The organism is Leifsonia sp. P73 (assembly GCF_051059105.1).
In the GTDB taxonomy this organism is placed as follows: Bacteria; Actinomycetota; Actinomycetes; order Actinomycetales; family Microbacteriaceae; genus Leifsonia.
The window spans coordinates 4127976-4151649 of record NZ_CP194931.1 but is presented as its reverse complement, the minus strand read 5'-3'; the positions used below and the strand labels follow the sequence as shown (position 1 = coordinate 4151649).

Genomic DNA, 23674 nt, shown 5'->3' with positions numbered 1-23674 from the left:
TGGGTGCGCCCCCAGGGACTTGAACCCTGAACCCATTGATTAAGAGTCAATTGCTCTGCCGATTGAGCTAGAGGCGCATTCGCTCCGGTTTCCCGGACCGAGGCTCAACATTAGCATCCGCTCCGGGCGCGACGCCAATCGGCGCCGGCGGACACTGCACCCCGGGCGTGTCCCAGCGCCGGGCCGCTAGGCTCCTGGCGTGACCGACGCACGCGACACCGCCCCGCTCCGCTCCGACGACCTGGCGCTCGCGCTGCGGCTCGCCGACCTCGCCGACGGCATCTCGTCCGCGCATTTCCGCGAGCGCGGCCTGCACGTCGACACCAAGCCCGATCGCACCTTCGTCACGGAGGCCGACCTCGCCGTCGAGCGGGCCATCCGGGAGGCGCTCGCCGTCGAGCGGCCCGGCGACGGCATCCTCGGTGAGGAGTACGGCACCGAAGGCGACGCCGCGCGGCAGTGGATCCTCGACCCGATCGACGGGACCTCCAACTACCTGCGCGGCGTGCCGGTGTGGGGAACGCTCATCGCGCTCGCCGAGAACGGCACGCCGGTCGTCGGCGTGGTCAGCTCCCCCGCGCTCGGGAAGCGCTGGTGGGCGGCGGCCGGCGGAGGGGCGTGGACGACGGACGCGCCTCGGCGCGGAGCCGCGCAGCATCCGCGTCTCGGGCGTCGACGACCTCGCGAACGCGTCGGTCAGCTTCCAGAGCATCGCGCAGTGGGATCAGGCCGGCTACCTCGACCGGCTCGTCGCCCTCACCCGGCGCGTGTGGCGGGACCGCGCGTACGGCGACATGTGGGCGTACATGCTGCTGGCCGAGGGCCTCCTGGACGCGGTCGGCGAGTTCGACGTCAAGACCTACGACCTGGCCGCGCTCATCCCGATCGTGGAGGAGGCCGGCGGCGCCTTCACCTCGGTGACCGGCGAGGCCGGACCGTCCCACGGCTCCTCTCTCGCGTCGAACGGCTTGCTGCACGCGGCCCTGCTCGACGCGCTCGCGTAGCGGGGCCGCGCACCCAGCAGGCAACGCAGGGCAACACTTTTATAGGGTCCGAACCCCGCGACCGCGGCGCTCTCCACCCAATAGGCTCGATCGTGTGAACACCCGCACCGACGAGCCCCTCGTGCACATCGCCGGCTTCCGCATGGATTTCGGTCGCACCACCGTCATCCGCGACCTCTCCTTCGACATCGTCCGCGGCGAGACGTTCGGCTTCCTCGGCAGCAACGGCTCGGGCAAGACGACGACGATCCGCGCGCTGCTCGGCATCTACCAGCCGACCGCCGGCGTCCTGCACATCGACGGCAAGGATTTCTCCCCCGAGGCGGGCGAGCGGCTCGGCTACCTCCCGGAGGAGCGCGGCCTCTACAAGAAGGAGTCCGTCATCGACGTGATGGTCTACTTCGGCCGGCTCAAGGGCCTCGGCGCCGAGAGGGCGCGGCGCTGGTCGAGCGAGTACCTGGATCGCGTCGGCATCGGCGACAAAGAGAAGGTCCGGCTCGACAAGCTCTCCGGCGGCCAGCAGCAGAAAGTGCAGCTCGGCGTCACGATCATGAACCAGCCGGAGCTGCTCATCCTCGACGAGCCGACGAAGGGCTTCGACCCGGTCAACCGGCGCCTGCTCATGGACATCATCGACGACCAGAAGCGCGCGGGCTCCACCGTGATGATGGTGACCCACCAGATGGAGGAGGTCGAGCGGCTGTGCGACCGCGTCATCCTCCTCAAGGACGGCGTCTCCCGCGCCTACGGCACTGTGTCCGAGGTGCAGGAGCAGTTCGGCGGCACCGTCGTCCACGTGGACCACGACGGCACCATCCCCGCCTCCCCCGCCTACCGCGTCGCGAAGGACGAGGACGGGCGCGCCGAGCTGGAGGTCGCGAACGACGCCGACACCGCCGCGATCCTCCGCGGCCTCGTGGACGCCGGCCTCCACGTCACCCGCTTCGCCCCCACCCGCAAATCCCTGGACGACATCTTCGTCGAGGTCTACGGCGCCGAGAGCCGCCAGGAGGACTGAGCATGGCCCGCCACAACCTCTCCACCGTCATCGGGTTCGAGTTCACCCGCACGATCAAGAAGCGCAGTTTCTGGGCCGTGACGCTCATCCTGCCGATCCTGGTCTTCGGCCTCGGGGCGCTCGTCATCTCGGCGAACGTCTCCAGCGCCAACACGGCCGACCAGCAGAAGAACGCGCGCTTCGACTTCCTCTACGTCGACGCCTCCGGCCTGGTCGACCCTGCGGTCGCGAGCAGCTACGGCGGCAAGGAGATCGCCAGCAGCTCGGAGGGGTGGAAGAGGTGCAGATCGGCGGCACCCCGGCCTTCTTCGACTACCCGGCCGACCCGTCGAAGCAGACCATCAAGGTCTACGGGGCCGACGCCGGCGTGTTCGCGAACAGCAAGTACTCCGCCGTCGCGCAATCGCTGCTGGCGACGAGCGTGGAGCAGAAGCTGAACAGCCCGGTCGATGTCGCGATCCTCCGCGGCGAGACGAACACCTCGACGACCACCTTCAAGGACGGCGCGGTGGCGCCGGGCTTCCAGGGCATCCTGCCGCCGCTGATCTTCCTCGCCGCGTTCTTCGTCGTGATCGTGTTCCTCGGCAACCAGATGCTCAACTCGACTCTGGAGGAGAAGGAGAACCGGGTCACCGAGATGATCCTCACGACGATCAACCCGACCAATCTCCTCGTCGGCAAGGTGGTGTCGCTGTTCGCGGTCGGCCTCATCCAGATCGCGGTGTTCGCCCTGCCCGTCGTGATCGGCTACCTGTTCTTCCGCGACCAGCTCGCCATCCCGAACCTCGACCTGAGCTCGCTGGTGTTCGACCCGCAGAAGATGATCGTCGGCGCGCTCATCACGATCGGCGGCTTCGCGCTCTTCACCGGGACGCTCGTGGCCGTCGGCGCGGTGATGCCGACCGCGAAGGACGCCGCGCCGTTCTTCTCCGTCGTGATCTTCGCCGTGGTCATCCCGATCTACGCGTCCAGCTACGCGGTGAGCACGCCGGAGGCGCCGATCGTGCAGATCCTGGCCTTCTTCCCCTACACGGCGCCGATCACCGCGCTGATCCTCAACGCGTTCGGGTCGCTGCCGCTCTGGCAGGCGATCGTGATCATCGTCGAGCTGTTCGCCCTGTCGTACGTCGTGCTCCGGCTGGCCGTGCGGCTCTTCCGCTACGGTTCCATCGAGTACTCCAGCAAGGTGCGCATCCGGGACGTGCTCGGGCGCAAGACCGCCACGGGATCGGCGGTCCACTGATGCGCGCGGTGGTCGTCCCGCAGCCGGGCGACGCGGAGGTCCTGACCGTCGCGGACGTCCCCGAGCCGATGCCCGCGCCTGGCGAGGTCCGCATCCGCGTGATCGCGGCCGGGCTGAACGGCGCCGACCTCAGCCAGCGCCGCGGCTTCTACCCGCCGCCTCCCGGCGCGCCAGAATGGCCGGGCCTCGAAGTGTCCGGCGTCATCGACGCAATCGGCACGGAGGTCGAGCCGGGGCGCTGGCGCGAGGGCGACCTCGTCTGCGCGCTGCTGCCCGGCGGCGGCTACGCCGAGTACGTCACCGTGGACGCCGGGCTCGTCCTCCCGATACCGCCCGGCGTCGACCCCGTGGAGGCCGCCGGCCTGCCCGAGGTCGCCGCCACGGTCTGGTCGAACGTGTTCGACCTCGGCGCGCTGGCGCCCGGCGAGACCCTGCTGGTCCACGGCGGCTCCAGCGGGATCGGGAGCATGGCCATCCAGCTCGCCCACGCGCTGGGCTCGCCCGTGATCGCGACCGCCGGCAGCCCCGAGAAGGCCGCCTTCTGCCGCGGCCTCGGCGCGGACGCCGCCGTCGACTACCGCACCGACGACTTCGTGGCGGCCGTCCAGGCCTTCACCGACGGCCGCGGCGCCGACGTCGTCCTCGACATCGTCGGCGGCGCGTACATCGCCCGCGACCTGGACGCCCTCGCGACCGGCGGCCGCATCATGTCGATCGCGATCCGCGACCGCACCCCGGCCGCGGTGGACATGGGCCTCCTGATGATGAAGCGCGCCCGCCTGCAGGGCACGACGATGCGCGCCCGCCCCCTCGCCGAGCGGGCCGCCATCATCGCCGCCGTGCGGGAAAACGTGTGGCCGCTGCTCGAGTCCGGCGCGGTCCGCCCGGTCATCGACTCGGTGTTCCCGCTGGCGGACGCGGCCCAGGCGCACCGGAGGATGGAGTCGTCCGCACACCTCGGGAAGATCCTGCTGCGCGTGTCCTGACCCCCACGTCCAGCGCGGCCGCGAGCGCCGCCCCGAACAGGTAGGCGAGCAGGTCGATCCACTGGAACGTCGACCCGAGCACCAGCTCCACGCCCGGGATCGTCGCCGACAGGTACGCGGGGACACCGGTGAGCTGGAACACCTCCACGGCGGCGCAGAGCGCGAAGGCGATGCCGCCCACGACCGCGCTCGACGCCCGCACGGCCACGACGGCGACGAGCAGGAAGACGAGCACCGCGTACAGCGCATCCCCCGCGAACGCCCCGGCCCAGCTGTCGATGGTCTCGTGGACGGTCAGCCCCACGACGACGGTGGCGACCGCGGCCACGACCAGGAGGACACGGCGGAGGGCGACTGGCGACATGCGTCGAGGCTATCCAGGTGCTGCCGCTGCGGCGTCCGGCAGGCGACGGACCCGACGTCCATCGGCCGGATGATCCGCCGGGCTCGGCTACGCCGCCGCCCGTTCAGTGGGAGGATCGAACCATGACCACGCCGCCCTCCGACGACGCCCTGCTCGCCCTGCCGAAAGCCGAGCTCCACCTGCACATCGAGGGCACCCTCGAACCCGATCTGGCGTTCGAGCTCGCCGGGCGCAACGGTGTGGAGCTGCCGTACGCCTCCGTCGAGGAGCTCGCCGCTCAGTACGACTTCTCCGACCTGCAGTCGTTCCTCGACCTCTACTACGCGACGATGGCGGTCCTGCGCACCGAGGACGACTTCGCCGAGCTGACCCGCCGCTACCTTCGGACGGCCGCCGGGCAGGGCGTGCGGCACGCCGAACTGTTCTTCGACCCGCAGGCGCACATCTCGCGCGGCGTCCCGATCGAGGCGGTCGTGGATGGGATCAGCGGCGCCCTGGCGGAGGCCGAGCGCGACCTCGGGATGTCGGGCGGGCTCATCCTGTGCTTCCTGCGCGACCAGCCGGTGGAGTCCGCCGGCGCCGTCCTCACCGCCGCGCTCACGCGGCCCGAGCGGCTGCTCGGGGTCGGGCTCGACTCGGCCGAGGTCGGCTACCCGCCCGAGCTGTTCGCCGGCGTGTTCGCCCGGGCGAAGGACGCCGGGCTGCACGCGGTGGCGCACGCCGGTGAGGAGGGTCCGCCCTCCTACATCGTCCAGGCTCTCGACCTGCTCGGCGTGGAGCGCGTCGACCACGGCATCCGGGCCGCCGAGGATCCGGAGCTGATGGCGCGCCTGGCCGCGGACGGCATTCCGCTGACGGTCTGCCCGCTGTCCAACGTCCGCCTGCGCACCGTCCCCGACCTGAGCGCCCACCCGCTGCTGCGGCTCGACGCCGCCGGGGTCCGCGTCACCGTGAACTCGGACGACCCGGCGTACTTCGGCGGCTACGCCGGCGACAACTACCTCGCGATCCGGGATGCTCTCGGGGTCACCGCCGAGCAGGCCGAGCGGTTCGCGCGCACCTCCATCGACGCCTCGTTCGCGACCGCCGAGCGGAAGGCCGAGCTGCAGGCAGAGGTGGACGCATGGCGGAGCTGACGGGAGGCCGGCTCGGGAGCATCACCCGGCTGGACGGCCGCTCGGTGCGGTTCTTCGACACCGGAGCCCCGGACGACGCCGACACGCCGGTCGTCGTCTGGCACCACGGCACCCCGCAGACCGGTGCCGTCATCCCGCCTGTCGCTGAGGCGGCCGCCGCTCGCGGCCTCCGCGTCGTCTCCGTCGCCCGGCCCGGCTACCCGGGCTCCGACGCCCTCACCGGCCGCACCGTCGCCGACGCCGCGGCCGATGTGCTCGCCGTCCTCGACACGCTCGGCGTCGACGACTTCGCCACGCTCGGCGCCTCCGGCGGCGGCCCGCACGCGCTCGCCTGCGCGGCGCTCGCCCTCACGCGTGAGGGCGGTGGTGTCGCTCGCCGGCATCGCTCCGTACTGGGGCGACGTCGACTGGTTCGCCGGGATGGCCGACCCCGGGGGCTGCGCGCCGCTCTCGCCGGCCGGGACGCCCGCGCAGCGCACGCCGAGACCGCCGAGTTCGAGCCGGAGTCGTTCACCGACCGCGACTACGAGACCTTGAAGGGCCCGTGGGCCGCGCTCGGAGCCGACGCCGGGGCCGGCGCGGCCGAGGGTCACGCCGGCGAGGTGGACGACGACCTCGCCTACGTCGCCCCCTGGGGCGTCGAGCTGGGCGCGGTGAGCGCCCCGACCCTCCTCGTGCAGGGCGGCCGCGACCGCGTCATCCCGGCCACGCACGCCGGTTGGATGCTCGAACGGCTCCGCCGCGGCGAGCTCTGGCTGCGGCCCCGCGAGGGCCACGTCTCGGTGCTGACCGCCCTCCCCGTGGCACTGGACTGGGTGGTCGCGACCTCCACCCGCTGACGACACGCTCGCGTTCCTGTGAGTTCTTTCAGAAACGCGCTCTTCTCCTGCTAGGGTCTCGGGAAGTCGACCGGCTGGGCCACTGCGAGGCACGCCGACGTTCCGTTCCCGAAGGAGAGCCCATGACGACGACGTCCGCCGCGCCCGCGCCCGCGCGCTCCGGCACACTGCGCCGCAGCCTGGGGATGTGGGCCATCGTCGGCCTCGGCCTCGGGTACATGACGCCGACCGTCGTGTTCGACACCTTCGGCATCGTCTCCGAGGAGACCAGCGGCGCCGTCCCCGCCGCCTACCTGGTCGCGCTCATCGTGATGATGTTCACGGCCGTCAGCTACGGCAAGATGGCGGGCGCGATCCCGAGCGCCGGGTCGGCGTACACGTACGTGCGGGAGTCCATCCACCCGAACCTCGGCTTCATGGTCGGCTGGACCTCCCTGATCGACTACGTGCTGCTGCCGATGGTGAACTGCCTGATCATCCGGCTCTACCTGGAGCAGGTCTTCCCCGGAGTGCCCGGCTGGATCTGGGTCGTGATCTATTGCGCCGCGGTGACGACGCTCATCTACTTCACAATGCGCGGCACCTCCAACATCAACATGATCCTGCTCGTCTTCGCCATCGTCGTGATGACCGTGTTCGTCGTCATGGTGATCGCGCAGCTCGCGAACGGCGCGGGCGACGGCACGGTCGCCTCGGTGAAGCCGTTCTTCCACGACGGCGTCACCCTGTCGGCCGTGCTCACCGGTGCGACGGTGGTCTGCTTCTCGTTCATCGGCTTCGACGCGGTGACCATGTACGCCGAGGAGGCCACGACCCCGAGGGTGATGCCGCGGGCGATCCTGCTGACGGTGGTGATCGGCGGGGCGATCTTCCTCATCGCCGGGTTCTTCACGCAGCTCCGGTTCCCGACGAACGCGCCGTTCGGCGAGTTCACCGACGACCCGCTCCCCCAGATCGGCCTGATCGTCGGCGGCCCGGTCTTCCAGGCGGTCTTCGTCTCGGCCGGCTTCGCGGCCACGCTCGCCTCCGGCCTCGCGTCGCACGCGTCGGTGTCCCGGATGCTGCTGGTGATGGGCCGCAACAACGTCCTCCCCCGCCGGTTCTTCGGCTACATCCATCCCCGGACGCACACGCCGACGCTGAACATCGTGCTCGTGGGAGCCATCTCCCTGCTGGCGGCGTCGTTCACGCTCGAGATGATCTCGGCCTTCATCAACTTCGGCGCGCTGATCGCCTTCACCTTCGTGAACGTCTCGGTGATCGCGTGGTTCGCGGTCCGCCAGGGCCGCCGCAAGACCTTCCGCGACATCGTGAGCTTCATCGCCCTCCCGGCGATCGGCATGGCGCTGACGGGCATCCTGTGGGCGAACCTCCACGCGGACGCGCTGATCGGCGGCCTGATCTGGACGGCGATCGGCTTCGCGTACCTGCTCGTGCTCACGCGCGGCTTCCAGCGCCGGGCCGCGGCCTTCGACGAGAACCAGCCGGTCACGGGGTTCACGTCGGCGGTCGGGAAGGACCGGGAGCCGACGGCGTAGAGGTCAACGGCACTGCTGGAGGTCGAGCTCGTCCCAGCGCGGGAATCCGGGGATCCCGCCGTGAATTCCAGAGTCACTTCGCACCGTCCCGCGCAGCCGTCTCCCGTCGCCGCCGCGATCGTCCCTGCGCTGTACCGGCTCACCTGCGAGTCACCCGAACCGCGCGCCCGCGCCGCACTGTTCGTTCTAGTGTTGGCTCAAGTGTCTTGTCGTCGGGCGCCGCACGTTCCGCGCCCGACCCCGGGGAGGAGTACCGATGTCCGAGCTCGACCTCAACCAGCCGTTGACGCCTCCGGATCAGCCGGCGGCCGGGGTGAGCCTCACGCCTCCCGCCGCGGTGCCCGAGGTCGGCGGCGACCAGGCCGTCGGGATGGTCGCCGTGCCCGCCGACAAGCGGGCCGAGCTCGCGGCGAAGGCGGACGAGTTCGTCGCCGGGCTCGCCGGGGTGGAGCCGGGGAGTCCCGAGTTCACCCGCCGCGTCGATGAGATCGCGCGGATGGGCGTGCAGGAGATCCGGTCGTCCTCCGAGGTGTCCAACCGGATGCTGCAGCGGCCGGAGTCCTCACTCGCCGCGGCCCGCGGTCGCGGCGGCCCCTCCGACCCGCAGACCCAGGTCGCGCAGACCCTCCAACAGCTCCGCACCACGATCACCGACCTCGACCCGGGCCACTCCAACCTGTCCGGCTCGAAGGGCATCCTCGGGAGGCTGCCGGGCGGCAAGTCCCTGATGCGGTACTTCGAGCGCTACCAGCCGGCGCAGAAGCAGCTCGACGCGATCATCACCGCCCTCATCTCCGGTCAGGACGCCCTCCTCAAGGACAACGCCGCCATCGACCTGGAGCGCACCAACCTGTGGGCGACGATGGGCAAGCTCGGCGAGTACACGACACTCGCCAAAGCCCTGGACGACTCGATCCAGGCGCGCGCCGCCGAGCTGCGCGCCACCGACCCGGCCCGGGCCGACTCCCTGGTCGCGGACGCGCTCTTCCCGATCCGCCAGCGCAGGCAGGACCTGACGACGCAGATCGCGGTGTCCGTGCAGGGCTACCTCGCGCTCGACGCCATCCGCAAGAACAACGTGGAGCTGATCAAGGGCGTCGAGCGCGCCCGCACGACCACCGTCGCCGCTCTCCGCACCGCGATCATCGTCGCGCAGGCGCTCGGCAACCAGGAGCTGGTGCTCGACCAGATCAGCGCGCTCAACGACGCCACGAACTCGATGATCGACCGGACAGGCGAGCTGCTGCGCCAGCAGACGGCGCGCGTCCACGAGGACGCCGTCTCCACCGGCGTCAGCCTGGAGACGCTGCAGCACGCCTTCGACAACGTGTTCGCGACGATGGACTCCATCGACAGCTACCGCGTGAAGGCGGTCGAGAGCATGGCGAAGACGGTGGACGCCCTGGAGCAGCAGATCTCGCGCTCGCGCAGCTACGTCGACCGGTCGCACTCGGGCACGAGCAGCTGACCGACGCCTCGGCCCCACCGAGTCGCCGCGACCGCGGCGAAGCCGCCTCACAGTCTCCGGGCCGCAGGCTCAGGGCAGGTCGAGCCGCGACGCCCCGAACCGTTGGGCGAGGAATCGCCCGTTGACCAGCAGCGCCGACGCATCCTGCTCCACCGCCGCGTCGCGCATGGTCCTCGCCGCGCGTTCCAGCTCGCCCAGTTGCGCGATCAGCAGGCCAGAGGCGGTCGAACCGTCGGGCAGGACGTGGTCGGCCGCCCACTCCGTCGGCAAGGTGACGTACGACCGGAGAGTGTCGGGCAGGTAGACGGTCGCCGTGAGCCGCACCACAGCCTCCGGCTCGCCCTGACCGGCGACCCGCCCGAGGGTCTCGACGAGCAGGTCGCAGACCCGCCGGACCTGCGCGACAGCCTCGTCGGGCACCCGCTGCCCGAGTCGCACCGGGAGGGTGTGGAGGTCGCGTTCGATCGTCGCGTCCCTGACCTGGATCTCGGACCCGGCCGGCTCCAGCCCGAGCGTCTGCAGCGCCCGCGACGATGCGGCCGCGTCACCTGCCGCCTCGGCGGCGAGGGCAGCCACCCGGGCGGCGAACGCGGTGAGCCAGTCACCGAGGCGGAGCGTCCGGCTGGCGACGATCGCTCCCCCGTACATGCGGACGACCTCCGCGTTCCAGTGCGGCCCCGGTTCGTACGCGAGGGTGAGTGTCTCCTCCGCGCCGATCAGGCCGACCCGGGCGATCGACCCCGCGCGGCCGGACACCCTGTCGGCGAGGGTGCGCCGCCGCTCCACGACGAGCACGCGCTCGGCCAGCGGCCGGGGCAGCGCGCGGCGGACGCTGTCGGCCAGCCCGGCCAGGAACGCCTGCGGGTCGGCCGCGGCCTCCGCATCCGTCGATTGCTCCACGCCTCATCCAACCACGTCGCGCGGTCGCGGTGGACGCGGGGAGCCGGGCGGCGACTCGCTCGGCGCGCTCAGCGTCCGACGGCCGTGCGGAGGATCCGCGCGACGCGCTCCTTGTCCGCTTCGTCGAGCTTGGTGATCGCGAACCCGACCGGCCAGAGGCTGCCGTCGTCGAGGGTCGCGGCCTGCTGGAACTCGATCGTGGCGTAGCGGATCTTGAACTTGGAGCCCGGCTTGAACGCGACGACCGTCCTGCCGTCGGCGTCGGCGTAGGCGGGCATCCCGTACCAGGTCTTCGCGGCGAGGTCGGTGTTGTCCTTGACGAGCCGGTGGAAGGCCTCCGCGAGCTCCCTGTCGGTCCCGGTCATCGCGGCGATGGCCTCGTCGCACGCCGCGGCGGCGTCGGCGCCCGCTTTCATCGCCTTCTGCTCGGCGACGGTGGCGCGGATCGCCGCCTTCTCCTCTTTGCTGAACGTGGTGTCGGCCATGATGGTCCCCTTCGTGTGAGTGCTCGCCGTTCGATCGGCTGAGACACAATCTACGGTCGCGGGAGGGGACGGCGCTTCTCCATAACTGCTCGATCGTGGCGCAACGCTCCTGGCGTCATCGCGGCGGCGCATACTCGATCGGACGAACCCCGGCGTGCTCGAACGGGTCGACGAAGACGACCCCCGCAGTCTGGCCGGCCGGAAGGACGACGTGGCCCCGCGGCCCTGACGGCATCGCCAGCAGAGCCGTCGCCACGACCGCGCACACGGCCACCCGGATGAGCATCGCGCACCCCCGATCGCTGCGATCGTCGCCGATCCGCGACAGGGCGCGCCATACGCAGAACTACGGACGGCCGAGCCGATCCGCGGCGAGGAGCGCGGCCGAGACCCGGTCGTGGACGCCCAGCTTCGCGTAGATGTGCTCGATGTGCTTCTGGACGGTGCGCGGGCTGACGCGCGTCACGTACGCGATCGAACTCGCGGTCATCCCGGAGCCGAGCATCCCGAGGATCTCCGCCTCGCGGGCGGTCAGACCGGACCGTGGCGCGAACGCCGGCGTTGCGACCGACGGCCGGGAAGCGACCGCGACCCGGTCGACCGCGGTCAGGAGCGGCTGCAGCCGGCGGGCGAGCTCGACCTCGTCGTCGTTGAAGTCACGGTTCGCCCGGTTGAACACCCACGTCCGCAGTCTGCCGGTGGCCAGCGGCTGGACCGGGAGTGCGAGCTGATAGGTGGTGCCCATCAGGCTGAACAGCTCGGTGTAGACCTCGTGCCTGCGCCACTCCCGGAGCCCGATCCGGTCGCTCAGGCGGATCGGCTCCACCGAACGCGGGCGGCTGCGGAAGGCCAGCATCGTGGGATGCACGTCGGCCGTCCGCTTCACCGCGTCGACGATGACGGGGCGCTCCGGCCCGTAGCGGGCGATCAGGCTGACGTCACCGGGCAGCGAGCCGATGTCGGCCCAGCCGGAGTGCTCCGACGGGAGGAGCGCGTCGAGCGACTCGGCGATGGCGTAAATGCACGCGTCCCTCCCGGCGACGCCGTCGACGTCGTAGCTGACCGACAGAACCTGCGCCCGAACGTCCATGATCGCGCCCGCGCTGCGCCCCCAACGCACCTGCGCGACAGGATACGACCGTCCCCGGACCCGCGGCACCGAGTCTTCGAGGACTCTCAGTGAGGATCGCTCAGGGACGGTCCGTCGCGTGCGGGACCACGAGGTGCGAGCCGTAGCCGACCGCGACCGCCGTCCCCGCGGAGTCCGTCACCACCCCGGACGCGAAGACGATCCGGCGGCCACGGTGCCCGACCGTCGCCGCGCAGGTCGGCTCACCGGTGTCCGCCCGCGCCGCCCTCAGGAACTGGGTGGACAGGTCGATCGAGGTGAAGCCCTGCCCGAGCGGGAGCGTCGTCGCCACGGCCGACGCGATGGCGGTCTCCAGCAGGCTGCACGCCAATCCGCCGTGGATGGACCCGAGCGGATCCGTGTGCGCCTCGCCGACCGTCACGGCGGCGGTGACCTGGCCGTCGGCCGCGGCGACCAGCCGGATCCCCAGGAGGACGTCCATCGGCGCGGGGGGAACGTCCCCGTCGATCACGGCCTGGATGTAGTCCAGCCCCGACATCGCTCGGAGGGCCACCGATGCCGGGGCGGGATCCTCCCATCGCATGGTGCGGGTGCGGCCGCTCATGACGCTCCCTCGTGCGGCTGCTCGTGCACGACCGATTCCGGTTCAGACATGGGCTCCGCCTCCGACCTCATGATGGGAGGGCCGGGGGCGCGAAGGGCATACGGAGAAGTGCGTACGGCGCGCGGCGACGGGAACGGGTGACCCGATCCACCCGCCCCCGCGCTCTACAGCCTGGCGGGCTCGTTCGCGGGCTGGGGCTCCGGAGCGGTCGCAGGGAGCTGGACCTGGTCCCAGTCGATGATGACGCAGTCGATGGCGACGGGCGCGGCGGGCGTGCTCAGGACGTTCATGGTGATCGCCTCCGGTTTCATGGTGCGCCGGTGGGGGCGTTTGCGGTATCCGCAGTTCTACGCAGAACGGAGGAGAGCAACGCGTCCGCTGGCCTCGTTCACCGCTTGCCGGTCCGGCGCACGCGCGCAGCACGAGCCATGACGACTCCGCTCGCGATGAGGAGCGCTCCCGCCAACGGGATCCAGGGTTGCGGCCCCGACGAGCCCGTGTTCGCAAGGGACGACGGCCCGGTCGGCGGAGCCGGGGCCGGCGTCGGGGTGGGCGTCGGCGTCGGGGGCGGCGCGAGTCGCATCGTGTTGGCGATCACGACCTCCGTCGCGTGGCCGACCTCCACGGTGAACGGCTGACCGAGTGTGTAGGGCTGCTGCGGGCCGCCGTCCACCTGGAGGAACGCCGTCGTCGTCACATCGACGCCGGTGGCCGCTCCGGTGTCCGGCTCGGAGACCGTGCAGGTGAGGGTGGAGTCGGTGACCGCGACGCCGCTGTCGTTGCCGGGGGTACCCGCCGGAACCGTGAACGTGCCGCCGATGGTGCTGCCGCCGCAGTCGACGACGATGACCGCGTCATCCGGCCGCAGCCCCAGATCGGGCGTGGTCGTCTTGGTCACCGAGAAGGTTCCGTACAGCTGGAAGCGGTTGACGAAACGGCAGTCGGCCGTCGCGGCGTCCGGTCGCAGCTGCACGACCGCGCTGGCCGTCGCCTGGTCGACCGAGACGGTGTTGCCACCGCAGTCGACGCTGTCGAGCACCCAGAAGCCCTCCGAGTCGGGGGCGGGCATCGATTCGACGATCGTGTAGTCCGTGCCGGGGGCCGCGGCGGAGAGCCCGGTCACGGACGGCTGGGCCTGCACCTCCACCCCGGGAGTGGTGGTCGTCGCGACCGGGTTGCCCACCCGCGTCAGGTTGTCGGCGCTGTCGAGCACTGTGTATTCGAAACGGCCGACGCCTCCGTTCGTGGTCTTGAAGATGTTGATGGCTCCGGAGGGCGCGAACGAGTTCGTGAACAGGCACGCCACGTCCGTCCCGGGCGCGGCGGTGAAGGTGACGCCTGCGCCGGATGGTGTGTTGGAGATGGGGAGGCTGCTGCCGTTGCAGTCGGCGCCGGTCATACTCCACGTGCCGGGCCCGGTCTGGCTGAAGTCGGTGGGGTACGTCTCCGTTGCGGTGTAGTTTCCGGACGGAGCCCCGACTCGCGTGGCGAACACGGTCGGCTCACCCTGCGTCGTGGTCGTGGCAGTGAAGTTCTCTGTGGTGTTCGGCCCGGTGATCGCGAACGGGAAGCTGCCGACCGCGCCGAACGAGCGTTTCGCGAGCACTCCGATGCCCAGCGGCGTCGGCGTGTTCGTGTAGGTGCAGGTGACGCTGTCGCCCGCGGCGAGGTTCACCGTGGTCGTCGCTCCGGAGATCGTGATGACGCTGAGCCCGTTCGCGGAGGTGCAGACCGCCGGCGATGGAGCCTGCCACCCCGGTCTGCTCTGCTCCGTGAACGACCACGGCGGCTCGGTGACGCTGCCGAGTGTCGCGCCCCGGATGAACTGCATGGAGCCGGGCGAACCGGGCGACGCCGCGATCGCGAAGGTCCCTCCCGGGTTGTACGAGATGTTGCCCTGGAATCCGAAGGTGTCGCTCAGCGCGCCATTCACCTGCTTGACCACCGTGATCGTCCCGGGAGGCGGCGGCGGGCTCACCGCGTAGTAGAAGCAGAACACGTGCGTGCGGGATTGCGGGAAGGTCACCGCGTCGACGTTGTCGCCGTTGAGGGCGTCCTGCGCGCAGCGGAGCGCGCCGAACCCGATGTCGGACCGGCCGTTCAGCGCCTGCGCCGGGGTGCCGCCCTGCACCCACACTGTGCGGCCGCTCTGCGCGAACGACGCCTCCGCCGCGTTCAGCTGCACGGTGACCGCGCCGTCGATCGTCTGGGCCTGCCCTCCCGGGCCGATCACAGGGTTGCCCTGCGCATCGAGCAGCGGGGTGCTCGCCTGCGTCGTGATGTCGGAACGGAACAGCCCGGTCACGGTCGAGAGGTTCTGCGTCGCCGGCGACTTCGGCGTGATCCCCTGCCCGGTCGAGAACGTCCACCCGGTCAGCGGGCGGCAGTTCGGCGAACCGGCAGCCTCCCTGGCCGGATCGACGATGTCGTTGGGCGCGTAGGTGGAATCGGGCCCCAGGTTGAAGAGCGACTCCTGGAGGTTGTTCCTGGCCTTGTTGGCCATGATGTCCGTGTACGCGTCGCACACCCGCGCCACGTACGTGACCTGCAGGGGGTTCGGCGACTGCGCCTGCGCCTGTGGCGCGCCTCCCACGACGGCGCTGAACGTCGCCGCCACCAGCGCCGCGGCGCCGGCGGCGGCACCGAGACGTCTCCAACCGCGCCCTGGCCGCACGGGCACAGGGTACGACAGAGGGTGCGGGCGGCTCTAGGGGTGATCGAGACGATGGTCGAACGGAGCCCTGGTATGGCTCTCCGTCGTCGGCATCCTCGGTGCGCTCGCGGTCGCGGTCGTCGTGTGGAGGCGTTGGAGACGTAGGTGACGACGACGACCCCCGTTGTGCGAGCGGCACCCTGGGTGATGCGCGCGAACCCCGCCAGGCAAAGCACACAGAGCCAGCGGAAGGCTTGATTCGCACTGGAGCACTCGCATCAATGACGCCGAGCGTTGGCAATCGCGAGGTTCAGGTAGGAGGCTCTCACAGCCAACGGGAACTTCACCTCAGGTGAGACAGTTCCCGGATCGGCGAGGCACGCCTCGACATCCCCGACATTCGTGTGCGTGAGTAACGCGATGTTCTGCGGGGTGAGCTTGAACTGGATAGTGAGTCCTTCGAGGATCCCACGGAGTCGATCGTCGTCGGCGATCTCCATCCCCTGGATGAGTTGCCCGGCGAGCACCGAGAGACGCACGCTCTCGTCGCCGGACAGGATCGGCGTCCGCGTCGAGAGCCCCACTTCCGAGCGATGCGCCTCGTCGAGGAACGCCGCAAGGCGCTCTGCGTCGACGCTGGTGATGACCTGCAGCGCCGCTTCCGAAATGCGACCCTCAGCAATCGCGCGCCGCAGCTCGTCCGCAGGGTTGTGCATCGTGCTAGTCATTGATCCGTCCTCCCACTTCCGTCGGGCTGGCGCCGCATGCGCCCTGGAGCGTTCCGCCCCGCTCGAAGATACCTGCGGCGCCAGCGGCGATTGCTAGTTGGTGAACCGCGTGTAGTTCGGCATCGTCTTCGCAACTGCCGCGCCGAGGAAAAACGCTGTGCCTTCGAGGACGCCGCTGTACTGGTGGCCGCGAAGGTTGCTTGTCGGAACCGAGCCTGCGAACGCGAAGACGGGCGTCCGGCCACCCGATTGGCCGTTCGTTAGATCGGACACAGTGAAAACACCGACGAATGTCGTGACCGGGATCGCCATTGCGATGCTGTAGCGGAAAGCGCCCCCGGAGCCTGTGACAGTCAGCACTCCAGCGTTGCCACTGTACACATCCCGGAGAAAGGCTCCGGTGCTGCTGGGCGCAGACCCGATGCTCTCCATCCCCACCGTCACTGTCTCGCCCTCGGCAAACGAAATCGTTTCACCATTGACAGTCAGCTCGTAGGTCGGTTCCCCGACTTCGGCCGCCGTAGCAGGTGGTGCAACGACACCGGTCGCGAATACAGCAGCGACCAACGCGGCGAAGATAACCGTCAGGCCCCGCTTCGAACGTCGATTAGCGATCCCCACTTCGCCCTCAGCTGCGTCGGCGTGCCGTTCGGTTTTGGTTGATTCATTCATTTGTAGCTCCTCTTTGAACCGCAGTGAATCCAGCCCGATTGCACGGCTCACTGCTTGAAATTAGCATATCGCGTTTTTCAACTGAATTTCATGCGAGCGCACGGAGCCGAATTCGAGTGCGGATGGCGCCTCCCCATCCTCAACCCAGAGATGCCTGGCTCGCGTCTACGCAATCCCCGCAGACTGGAGAGCTCTGTGTGCGGCGAGAAAGGCCTGACGACCCGTCGGCGTTCCGCAATAGACCGAGACATGGGCCAGCCGCAGGACGAGACAAAACTGGGGCCCTCTCCGAAACCGGAGAAGGCCCCAACTTCCGCGTGATTCCGCGGATCTCAACAACGCGCGACGACGACCATCCGTGGAGATGGGGGGAATCGAACCCCCGTCCACTGCTGTGGTCATGTGCCTTCTACGGGTGTAGCCAGTGAAGTCGCTTTCTCAGCCCCGGAACTTGTCGCTGGCACCTGCTCCGACGGGCTCAGTATCAGTTGGAGTCCCTCTGCGCCCTGATGCTCAACGCAGAAGCAAGTCTTCTAGCTGACGCCAGGATCCGGGTAGAAGACAGTTCCCGGTCTGACGGTCTCTTAGATAGCGAAGGGGAACTTACGCCGCGAGGGCGAAGTCGGCCTTGGCCGAGACAGTGCTCTTGTTATTGGCACTTATTTTTTCGCATGGATCGTTTACGAGATAACCATGCATCCTCGACCCGCTTCTCACACTCTCGCAGACAATGTCGAAACCGATCATCCCCGTGCGACGGCCGTGAGGCCGGGTCGTCATCGCGCGCTGTTGAGTTGTCCAGATTCACGCCGCTCCTGGCGGCGAGCTTCTCATCCTACAACAACACCGCCCCCACATCTATGCCACGATCGAAGGATGGCCGACACCATCATCACCGTCCAGGGCGAGTACGAGCTGACGCATCCGGCCGAGCGGGGAGCGGTGCGGCTCAGCGTCGCGTACGAGGGCGAGGAGCGCGGCGAGACGCTCGCCCTCGCCACCCAGCGGCACGCCTCCCTCGCCTCCGAGCTGCGCGAGCTGCACAACCCGCAAGCCGGGCCGGTCACCGCGTGGGCCTCCGACCAGCTCCGCGTCTGGGGCGACCGGCCGTGGAACCAGGACGGCCGCAGGCTCGCGCCGGTCTACCACGCGGAGGTCGGAATGGACGCCACCTTCAGCGACCTGACCGCGCTCTCCGACTGGGTGGGCGTCGTCTCGCTCCTCGACGGCGTCACGATCCAAGGCGTCACCTGGACCCTGACGGAGGCGCGGCGCCAGTCGATCACGCAGGAGGCGCGGCGCCGGGCGGTGGAGAACGGGGTGGCCAAGGCGACGGTCTACGCGACCAGCCTCGGCCTCACGTCCGTGAAGCCGCTCGCGCTCAGCGACCCGGGGATGCTCGGCGACGGGCCGGCGAACGGTCAGCCGCAACCGCTCCTGCGCGCGCGATGTCGGCGGACTTCGGCGGCGCGACGCTCGCGCTCAAACCGGAGGACATCACCGTCGCGGTGCAGGTGCACGCGCGGTTCGCGGCCTCCTGAGCCTCGATCCGTCGGCTCAGCTGCTCGGCGTCGGCGACGGCGTCGGCTTCCCCGGCCGCAGCGGGAGGTCGGCGACGTTGAGGATGCGGGCCGCCGTGACCGTGGTGCCCGAGCGGGTGCCGACGACGATCACCTCGTCGCCGACGGCGAAGTCGGACGCCGTCCGGGTCTGGCCGGGTGCGCCGTAGGCGGTGGACGAGGAGGTCTCGACGGTCAGGGTCGTGCCGCGCTGCGTCGTGATGGTCCAGGACGAGCCGGAGATCTTGGTCACCGTCCCGCTGACGACGCCCTTGGCGATCGGTCCCTCGTCCTGGCGGCCGCCCTGGCCGGAGCCGTTGCCCTTGCCCTTGCCGTTCTGGCCGGGGAAACCGGGAGCGCCCGGCTTCATCGGCACCGGCCCATGGTTGCCGTCGTGCAGCAGCCGCGACACCGACGAGCCCGCGTGGAACACGACGGAGCCCACCGCGAAGGCGCCGGCGCCGGCGATGCCGAACAGCACGATGACCCCGAGCACCAGCGTCGAGATGGCGAACGCCAGCCCGTGGCGCTTGTAGAACGGCTCCCCCACCGGTCGTGGGGCCGCGCCGTACTGCGGCGCCTGTCCGTATGCGTTCCCGGCCTGCTGCGGCGGGACGCCCTGCTGCGGCGGCACGCCCTGCGGCGTGCCCGGCTGCTGCGGATACAGCGGCTCGGTGGGCTGGTTCTCGTCCATGCTCACAAGGACACCTGATCGAGCCGCGATCTCGCTGAACGCCGGTTATGGCTTCGATGTGAACTCACGCGGGCTCCACCAGCACGGAGCGCAGCTTCGCCAGTTCGAACTCGTCCAGGCCGGTGGCGAGCAGGTACGCGCGCACGCTCCCGAACCGGCGCTCGACCAGGTCGAGCGCCTCCTCGAGCGCCTCGGGCGGGCTGCCGCCGAGGATGATGCGGAGGTCGGGGTGACCTCCACACCATGGCTGCGCACCAGGTCGATCATGGCGTCCAGCCAGGGGCCCCGGAGGTTGGCCTGCGTCGCGGCGTAGTCGGCCACGACCAGGTCGCGGTCGACACCGACGGCGAGCAGCGCGAGCGCGACGACGATGCCGGTGCGGTCCTTGCCCGCCGTGCAGTGCACGACGACGGCCTCCTCACCGGTGTCCGCGATCTCCCGCAGCGCGGTCACGACGACGTCGCCGTGCTGGAGGAGGATCTTCTCGTAGAGCCCCACCAGCGTGATGCCGATGGTCGACTGCGACGCGCCTGAGCCTTCGAACACCGGGAGGTGGAGGCGCTGGAGGCCGAGGCCGGCGACGTCGTCCGGCAGCACGGAGACCTCGAAGTCGTCGCGCAGGTCGATCACGACGCGCACGTCGAGGTCGCGCAGCGCCTGGCGCCCCTCGTCGCCGAGCCGCGCCAGCCCGTCCGAGCGGAACAGCTTGCCGCGGCGCACCACGCCCTCCGCCACCGGATACCCTCCCGCGTCGCGGAAGTTGTAGGTGCCGTTCACCGGGATGCGCTCGGCGACCGCACCCGTCGCCGCGCCCCTCGTCCCCTCGTCGGTGCTCATGCCCTCATCCTGCCACCGCGCGCCGACACGGCGCCGTGCGCCTGCCGTCACTCGCCGAGATGACGCCTGCTGGACATCGCCCGTTCGGCTTCGCGGTTGTCCTGGCGCTCGCGAAGGGCCTGGCGCTTGTCGTACTCGCGCTTGCCCTTGGCGACCGCGATCTCGACCTTCGCGCGCCCGTCGCTGAAGTAGATCTGCAGCGGGACGATCGTGTAGCCGCCCTGCTTGACCTTGTTCTCGATCTTGACGATCTGCGCCTTGTGCAGCAGGAGCTTGCGCTTGCGGCGCGGAGCGTGGTTGTTCCAGGTGCCGTCCAGGTACTCGGGGATGTGCACGGCGTCGAGCCAGGCCTCCCCGCCGTCCACGAACGCGTAGCCGTCGACCAGGGACGCCCGCCCCTCGCGCAGCGACTTCACCTCGGTGCCGGTGAGCACGAGGCCCGCCTCGTAGGTGTCCTCGATGGTGTAGTCGTGGCGCGCTCGGCGATTGGTGGCCACGACCTTCTGGCCACGTTCCCTGGGCACAGCGTCTCCTGACGTCAAGATGGTGCTGCCCGGCACATCGCCGGGCAGCAGACCAGTCTATCGGGTCAGAACCTCCGAACGATCAAACCCGCAGGTACCGCTTGATCGCGAAGTTCGCGGACGCCGCCGCCAGCACCACGCCGACGACGATCAGCAGCGGGATCACCAGCCAGCCCTGATCCATCCCGACGAAGTTGATCGACGGGATCTTCGGGCCGAGGAAGCCGCGCACGAAGTACTGCACCATCAGCCAGATCACGACGCAGCTCAGCACCGATCCGATCAGCGCGGCGATCACGCCCTCGATGATGAACGGGGTCTGGATGAAGCGGTTGGAGGCGCCGACCAGCCGCATGATGCCGATCTCCCTCCGCCGGGAGAACGCGGACAACCGGATCGTGGTCGCGATCAGCAGCACCGCGGCCACCAGCATGAGTATCGCGATGCCGATCGCGGTCAGACTCGCGGCGTTGAGGATGTTGAAGATCTGGTCGAGGTAGCTGCGCTGGTCCACGACGCTCTGCACGCCGGGCGAGCTGGACAGCGTCTCGGTCAGCACGTCGGAGCGGTTCGGGTCCTTGAGGTTCACCCAGAACGTCTGCGGGATCATGTCCGGCGTGACGTAGTCGGCGATCTGGTTGCCCTTGAACTGCTGCTTGAACTGCTCGTAGCCCTGCTTCTGGTCCTGGAAGTAGAACTTCTGGATGTAGGGCGCGATCTCCGGGGACTGCAGCTGCTTCTTGACAGCCTCCACGGTCTGCGGGGTCGCGGCTCCGCCCGGGCAGTTGTCGGTCTCCGTGCACATGTAGACGGCGACCTGGGCACGGTCGTACCAGTAGGTCTTCATCTGCGCGATCTGCAGCTGGAGGAGCGCGGCCGTGCCGACGAAGGTCAGCGAGATGAAGGTGACGAGGACGACGGAGACGACCATCGAGAGGTTGCGGCGCAGGCCGTTGCCGACCTCGGACCAGATGAGCCCGAATCTCATTTCGTGGGACCCACATTCTGTTCGCCGTCGCGGTCGGACGCGTCGCGCAGTCCGCTCAGGTCGAGGTTGGCGGTGAAGTTCAGGTGATCCGGGAGGTCCTCGCCCGCGGAGGCGGGCACGGCGACCGGCACAGGCGCGGGCACTGCCGGGGCCTGCTCCGGCGCATACTGCGCGGGCGCGGGAGGTGCCGGCTGATACGCGACCGGGACCGGCCCGGTGGGGTTCGCGACCGGCGTGTGCGGACGGGTCATCGGCTCCGACGGAGCGGGCGCGGCCGCAGCTGCGGACACCGGCACTGTCGGGATGGGCGCGGACGGCGCCGCGAGCCCGTCCGCCGTCGGCCGCGGCAGCGGGATGGCGGAGGTCACGCCGTAGCCGCCGTGGCGCTCGTCGCGGACGATCTGGCCGCCGACGAGCTCGATCACGCGCTGCTTCATCTGGTCGACGATCGCCGCCTCGTGCGTGGCCATCAGCACCGTGGTGCCGCCCGCGTTGATCTGGGCGAGCACCGACATGATCCCGGCGCTGGTGGCCGGGTCGAGGTTTCCGGTCGGCTCGTCGGCGAGGAGGATCTGCGGCTTGTTGACGACGGCCCTGGCGATCGCGACGCGCTGCTGCTCACCGCCGGACAGCTCGTGCGGCAGGCGCTGCGCCTTGCCGTCGAGGCCGACCATCGCGAGCACGTCGGGCACGGCCTCCTGGATGAAGCCGCGCGACTTGCCGATCACCTGGAGCGTGAACGCGACGTTCTGGAAGACCGTCTTGTTCGGCAGGAGCCGGAAGTCCTGGAAGACCACGCCGATGTTGCGGCGGAAGTACGGGACCTTGCGCGACGAGATCGTGCCGAGGTCCTGCCCCAGGACATGGATGCCGCCCTTGGTGGGCCGCTCCTCCTTGAGGATCAGCCGCAGGCAGCTCGATTTGCCCGAGCCGGACGCGCCGACCAGGAAGACGAACTCGCCGCGCAGCACTTCCAGGTTGATGCCGTTGAGTGCCGGGCGTGCGGTTCCCGGATACTGCTTGGATACGTGTTCGAACCGGATCATGACTGTTAGAGACTAAGCAACACTTCCGCGTTCCACAGTAGCGACATGCCAGCGGGCCGCAAGCCTGACAGTCCCCGGCACACGCGCTGAGCGCGGGCGACGGGAGTCCTGTGACCGGCTAGTCCTCGTCCTTCGAGCCCGCGCGCCAGCGGATGCCCGCGGCGATGAAGCCGTCCAGGTCGCCGTCGAACACCGACGCGGGGTTGCCGGACTCGTAACCGGTGCGCAGGTCCTTGACGAGCTGCTGGCCGTAGAGGAAGTAGGAGCGCATCTGGTCGCCCCAGCTCGCGGTGATGGTGCCGGCGAGCTCCTTCTTCTTGGCGGCCTCCTCCTCCTTCTGGAGCAGGAGCAGGCGGGTCTGGAGGACGCGCATCGCGGCCGCGCGGTTCTGGATCTGCGACTTCTCGTTCTGCATCGAGACGACGATGCCGGTCGGGAGGTGGGTGATGCGGACCGCGGAGTCGGTCGTGTTGACCGACTGGCCGCCGGGGCCGGAGGAGCGGAACACGTCGACGCGGATGTCGCCTTCCGGCACCTCGACGGCGGTGGCCTCCTCCATCAGCGGGATGACCTCCACCGCCGCGAAGGAGGTCTGGCGCTTGTCCGCCGACCCGAACGGGCTGATCCGGGCGAGCCGGTGCGTGCCGGCCTCCACGGAGAGCGTGCCGAACGCGTACGGCGAATCGACCTCGAAGGTCGCCGACTTGATGCCCGCGCCCTCCGCGTAGGAGGTGTCCATGACCTTCACCGGGTACTTGTGCTGCTCCGCCCAGCGCAGGTACATGCGCATGAGCATCTCGGCGAAGTCGGTGGCGTCGTCGCCGCCCGCGCCCGAGCGGATGGTGACGATCGCCGAGCGCTCGTCGTACTCGCCGCTCAGCAGCGTCTGCACTTCGAGGTCGCCCAGCGTCTTCTGAAGGGACTCCAGCTCGGCCTTGGCCTCGGCGGCGGACTCCTCGTCGTCGCCCTCGTTGGCGAGCTCGATCAGCACTTCGAGGTCGTCGAGGCGGCTCTCCACCGAAGTGATGCGGCCGAGCTCGGCCTGGCGGTGGCTGAGCGCGCTGGTGACCTTCTGCGCGTTCGCCGTGTCGTCCCAGAGGTCGGGCGCCCCGGCCTTCTCGCTGAGGTCGGCGATGTCGGCGCGGAGCTTCTCGACGTTCACGACGGCGACGATGTCGGCGAGGGTCGAGCGGAGCTCCGCGATCTGCGGGGAGAGGTCTAGTTCGATCATGGCGTCCTCCAGCCTACCGGCGACGACCGGGCGGACGCCCACCGAGCAGTTGTACTGTGTTAAGCAA

Annotated in this window: 23 protein-coding genes, 1 tRNA gene, 1 other RNA gene and 2 pseudogenes; 10 read left to right on the top strand and 17 right to left on the bottom strand. The window is 69.8% G+C overall.

Features of this window, described 5'->3' with window-relative positions; translation table 11 throughout:
- Window positions 1-4: 4 nt before the first annotated feature.
- Window positions 5-77, bottom strand: a tRNA-Lys gene (locus tag ACQ86L_RS21310).
- 122 nt (window positions 78-199) lie between these two features.
- On the opposite strand from ACQ86L_RS21310, the pseudogene ACQ86L_RS21305 reads away from it, so the two are divergent.
- From ACQ86L_RS21305 to ACQ86L_RS21285, 5 genes and pseudogenes are all read left to right on the top strand, one after another.
- Window positions 200-1004: pseudogene (locus tag ACQ86L_RS21305) on the top strand (inositol monophosphatase family protein).
- Window positions 1005-1146: 142 nt separating this feature from the next.
- Window positions 1147-2022 (top strand): ABC transporter ATP-binding protein, encoded by an 876-nt coding sequence (locus tag ACQ86L_RS21300; protein ID WP_434318947.1) that lies wholly within the window; start codon window positions 1147-1149, stop codon window positions 2020-2022.
- Between the two features lie 2 nt (window positions 2023-2024).
- On the top strand, window positions 2025-2459 hold the full coding sequence (locus ACQ86L_RS21295) for a hypothetical protein (protein ID WP_434317154.1): 435 nt from the start codon (window positions 2025-2027) through the stop codon (window positions 2457-2459).
- Complete coding sequence (locus ACQ86L_RS21290) at window positions 2363-3265, top strand: ABC transporter permease (RefSeq protein ID WP_434318946.1); 903 nt, start codon at window positions 2363-2365, stop codon at window positions 3263-3265. Before ACQ86L_RS21295 ends, ACQ86L_RS21290 begins: the two co-directional genes overlap by 97 nt.
- The gene (locus tag ACQ86L_RS21285) at window positions 3265-4251 is read left to right on the top strand and encodes an NAD(P)H-quinone oxidoreductase (RefSeq protein WP_434317153.1); all 987 of its coding nucleotides are present in this window, start codon (window positions 3265-3267) and stop codon (window positions 4249-4251) included. Before ACQ86L_RS21290 ends, ACQ86L_RS21285 begins: the two co-directional genes overlap by 1 nt.
- Here the strand turns inward: ACQ86L_RS21285 and ACQ86L_RS21280 are convergent.
- Complete coding sequence (locus ACQ86L_RS21280; RefSeq protein ID WP_434317152.1) at window positions 4154-4615, bottom strand: DUF2809 domain-containing protein; 462 nt, start codon at window positions 4613-4615, stop codon at window positions 4154-4156. The two genes, ACQ86L_RS21285 and ACQ86L_RS21280, sit on opposite strands and share 98 nt — an antisense overlap.
- A gap of 122 nt (window positions 4616-4737) precedes the next feature.
- Here ACQ86L_RS21280 and ACQ86L_RS21275 point away from each other — a divergent pair, with 122 nt between their 5' ends.
- From ACQ86L_RS21275 to ACQ86L_RS21260, 4 genes are all read left to right on the top strand, one after another.
- Window positions 4738-5751 (top strand): adenosine deaminase, encoded by a 1014-nt coding sequence (locus tag ACQ86L_RS21275; RefSeq protein WP_434317151.1) that lies wholly within the window; start codon window positions 4738-4740, stop codon window positions 5749-5751.
- Window positions 5739-6590 (top strand): alpha/beta fold hydrolase, encoded by an 852-nt coding sequence (locus ACQ86L_RS21270; protein ID WP_434317150.1) that lies wholly within the window; start codon window positions 5739-5741, stop codon window positions 6588-6590. Before ACQ86L_RS21275 ends, ACQ86L_RS21270 begins: the two co-directional genes overlap by 13 nt.
- Window positions 6591-6775: 185 nt before the next feature.
- Complete coding sequence (locus ACQ86L_RS21265; protein WP_434318945.1) at window positions 6776-8128, top strand: APC family permease; 1353 nt, start codon at window positions 6776-6778, stop codon at window positions 8126-8128.
- Window positions 8129-8384: 256 nt separating this feature from the next.
- The gene (locus ACQ86L_RS21260) at window positions 8385-9596 is read left to right on the top strand and encodes a toxic anion resistance protein (protein ID WP_434317149.1); all 1212 of its coding nucleotides are present in this window, start codon (window positions 8385-8387) and stop codon (window positions 9594-9596) included.
- 69 nt (window positions 9597-9665) lie between these two features.
- Here the strand turns inward: ACQ86L_RS21260 and ACQ86L_RS21255 are convergent, their stop codons facing one another.
- The 9 genes from ACQ86L_RS21255 to ssrA form a co-directional block, all read right to left on the bottom strand.
- A complete protein-coding gene (locus ACQ86L_RS21255; protein WP_434317148.1) occupies window positions 9666-10496 on the bottom strand; it encodes a hypothetical protein in 831 nt (276 codons plus the stop codon).
- A gap of 68 nt (window positions 10497-10564) precedes the next feature.
- The gene (locus ACQ86L_RS21250) at window positions 10565-10981 is read right to left on the bottom strand and encodes a hypothetical protein (protein WP_434317147.1); all 417 of its coding nucleotides are present in this window, start codon (window positions 10979-10981) and stop codon (window positions 10565-10567) included.
- A 346-nt stretch (window positions 10982-11327) separates the two neighbouring features.
- Window positions 11328-12101 carry a helix-turn-helix transcriptional regulator gene (locus tag ACQ86L_RS21245; RefSeq protein ID WP_434317146.1) on the bottom strand — a complete coding sequence of 258 codons (774 nt, stop codon included), beginning with the start codon at window positions 12099-12101 and terminating at the stop codon, window positions 11328-11330.
- A 70-nt stretch (window positions 12102-12171) separates the two neighbouring features.
- Window positions 12172-12675, bottom strand: a complete 504-nt coding sequence (locus tag ACQ86L_RS21240; protein WP_434317145.1) for a PaaI family thioesterase — start codon at window positions 12673-12675, stop codon at window positions 12172-12174.
- Window positions 12676-12839: 164 nt separating this feature from the next.
- On the bottom strand, window positions 12840-12965 hold the full coding sequence (locus ACQ86L_RS21235) for a hypothetical protein (RefSeq protein ID WP_434317144.1): 126 nt from the start codon (window positions 12963-12965) through the stop codon (window positions 12840-12842).
- Window positions 12966-13063: 98 nt separating this feature from the next.
- Window positions 13064-15349: a prealbumin-like fold domain-containing protein gene (locus ACQ86L_RS21230; protein ID WP_434317143.1), complete on the bottom strand. Its 2286-nt coding sequence runs from the start codon at window positions 15347-15349 to the stop codon at window positions 13064-13066.
- Between the two features lie 257 nt (window positions 15350-15606).
- The gene (locus ACQ86L_RS21225) at window positions 15607-16056 is read right to left on the bottom strand and encodes an HTH domain-containing protein (RefSeq protein WP_434317142.1); all 450 of its coding nucleotides are present in this window, start codon (window positions 16054-16056) and stop codon (window positions 15607-15609) included.
- Between the two features lie 93 nt (window positions 16057-16149).
- Window positions 16150-16728: a hypothetical protein gene (locus tag ACQ86L_RS21220; protein WP_434317141.1), complete on the bottom strand. Its 579-nt coding sequence runs from the start codon at window positions 16726-16728 to the stop codon at window positions 16150-16152.
- Window positions 16729-17084: 356 nt separating this feature from the next.
- Window positions 17085-17479: a transfer-messenger RNA gene (gene ssrA / locus ACQ86L_RS21215) on the bottom strand.
- A 125-nt stretch (window positions 17480-17604) separates the two neighbouring features.
- Between ssrA and ACQ86L_RS21210 the strand changes: the two are divergent.
- Window positions 17605-18087 (top strand): annotated as a pseudogene (locus ACQ86L_RS21210) (SIMPL domain-containing protein); the annotation flags it as partial.
- Between the two features lie 198 nt (window positions 18088-18285).
- On the opposite strand, the gene ACQ86L_RS21205 reads toward ACQ86L_RS21210, so the two are convergent.
- The 6 genes from ACQ86L_RS21205 to prfB form a co-directional block, all read right to left on the bottom strand.
- Window positions 18286-18981: a DUF5666 domain-containing protein gene (locus tag ACQ86L_RS21205; RefSeq protein WP_434317140.1), complete on the bottom strand. Its 696-nt coding sequence runs from the start codon at window positions 18979-18981 to the stop codon at window positions 18286-18288.
- 45 nt (window positions 18982-19026) lie between these two features.
- Window positions 19027-19818 carry a tyrosine-protein phosphatase gene (locus ACQ86L_RS21200; protein WP_434317139.1) on the bottom strand — a complete coding sequence of 264 codons (792 nt, stop codon included), beginning with the start codon at window positions 19816-19818 and terminating at the stop codon, window positions 19027-19029.
- A gap of 47 nt (window positions 19819-19865) precedes the next feature.
- On the bottom strand, window positions 19866-20342 hold the full coding sequence (gene smpB, locus ACQ86L_RS21195; RefSeq protein ID WP_179606746.1) for an SsrA-binding protein SmpB: 477 nt from the start codon (window positions 20340-20342) through the stop codon (window positions 19866-19868).
- An 82-nt stretch (window positions 20343-20424) separates the two neighbouring features.
- Window positions 20425-21330 carry a permease-like cell division protein FtsX gene (gene ftsX / locus ACQ86L_RS21190; protein ID WP_434317138.1) on the bottom strand — a complete coding sequence of 302 codons (906 nt, stop codon included), beginning with the start codon at window positions 21328-21330 and terminating at the stop codon, window positions 20425-20427.
- A complete protein-coding gene (gene ftsE, locus ACQ86L_RS21185; protein ID WP_434317137.1) occupies window positions 21327-22376 on the bottom strand; it encodes a cell division ATP-binding protein FtsE in 1050 nt (349 codons plus the stop codon). The genes ftsX and ftsE overlap by 4 nt, the downstream gene beginning before the upstream one ends.
- A gap of 118 nt (window positions 22377-22494) precedes the next feature.
- The gene (gene prfB, locus ACQ86L_RS21180; RefSeq protein ID WP_434318944.1) at window positions 22495-23607 is read right to left on the bottom strand and encodes a peptide chain release factor 2; all 1113 of its coding nucleotides are present in this window, start codon (window positions 23605-23607) and stop codon (window positions 22495-22497) included.
- Between the last annotated feature and the right edge of the window lie 67 nt (window positions 23608-23674).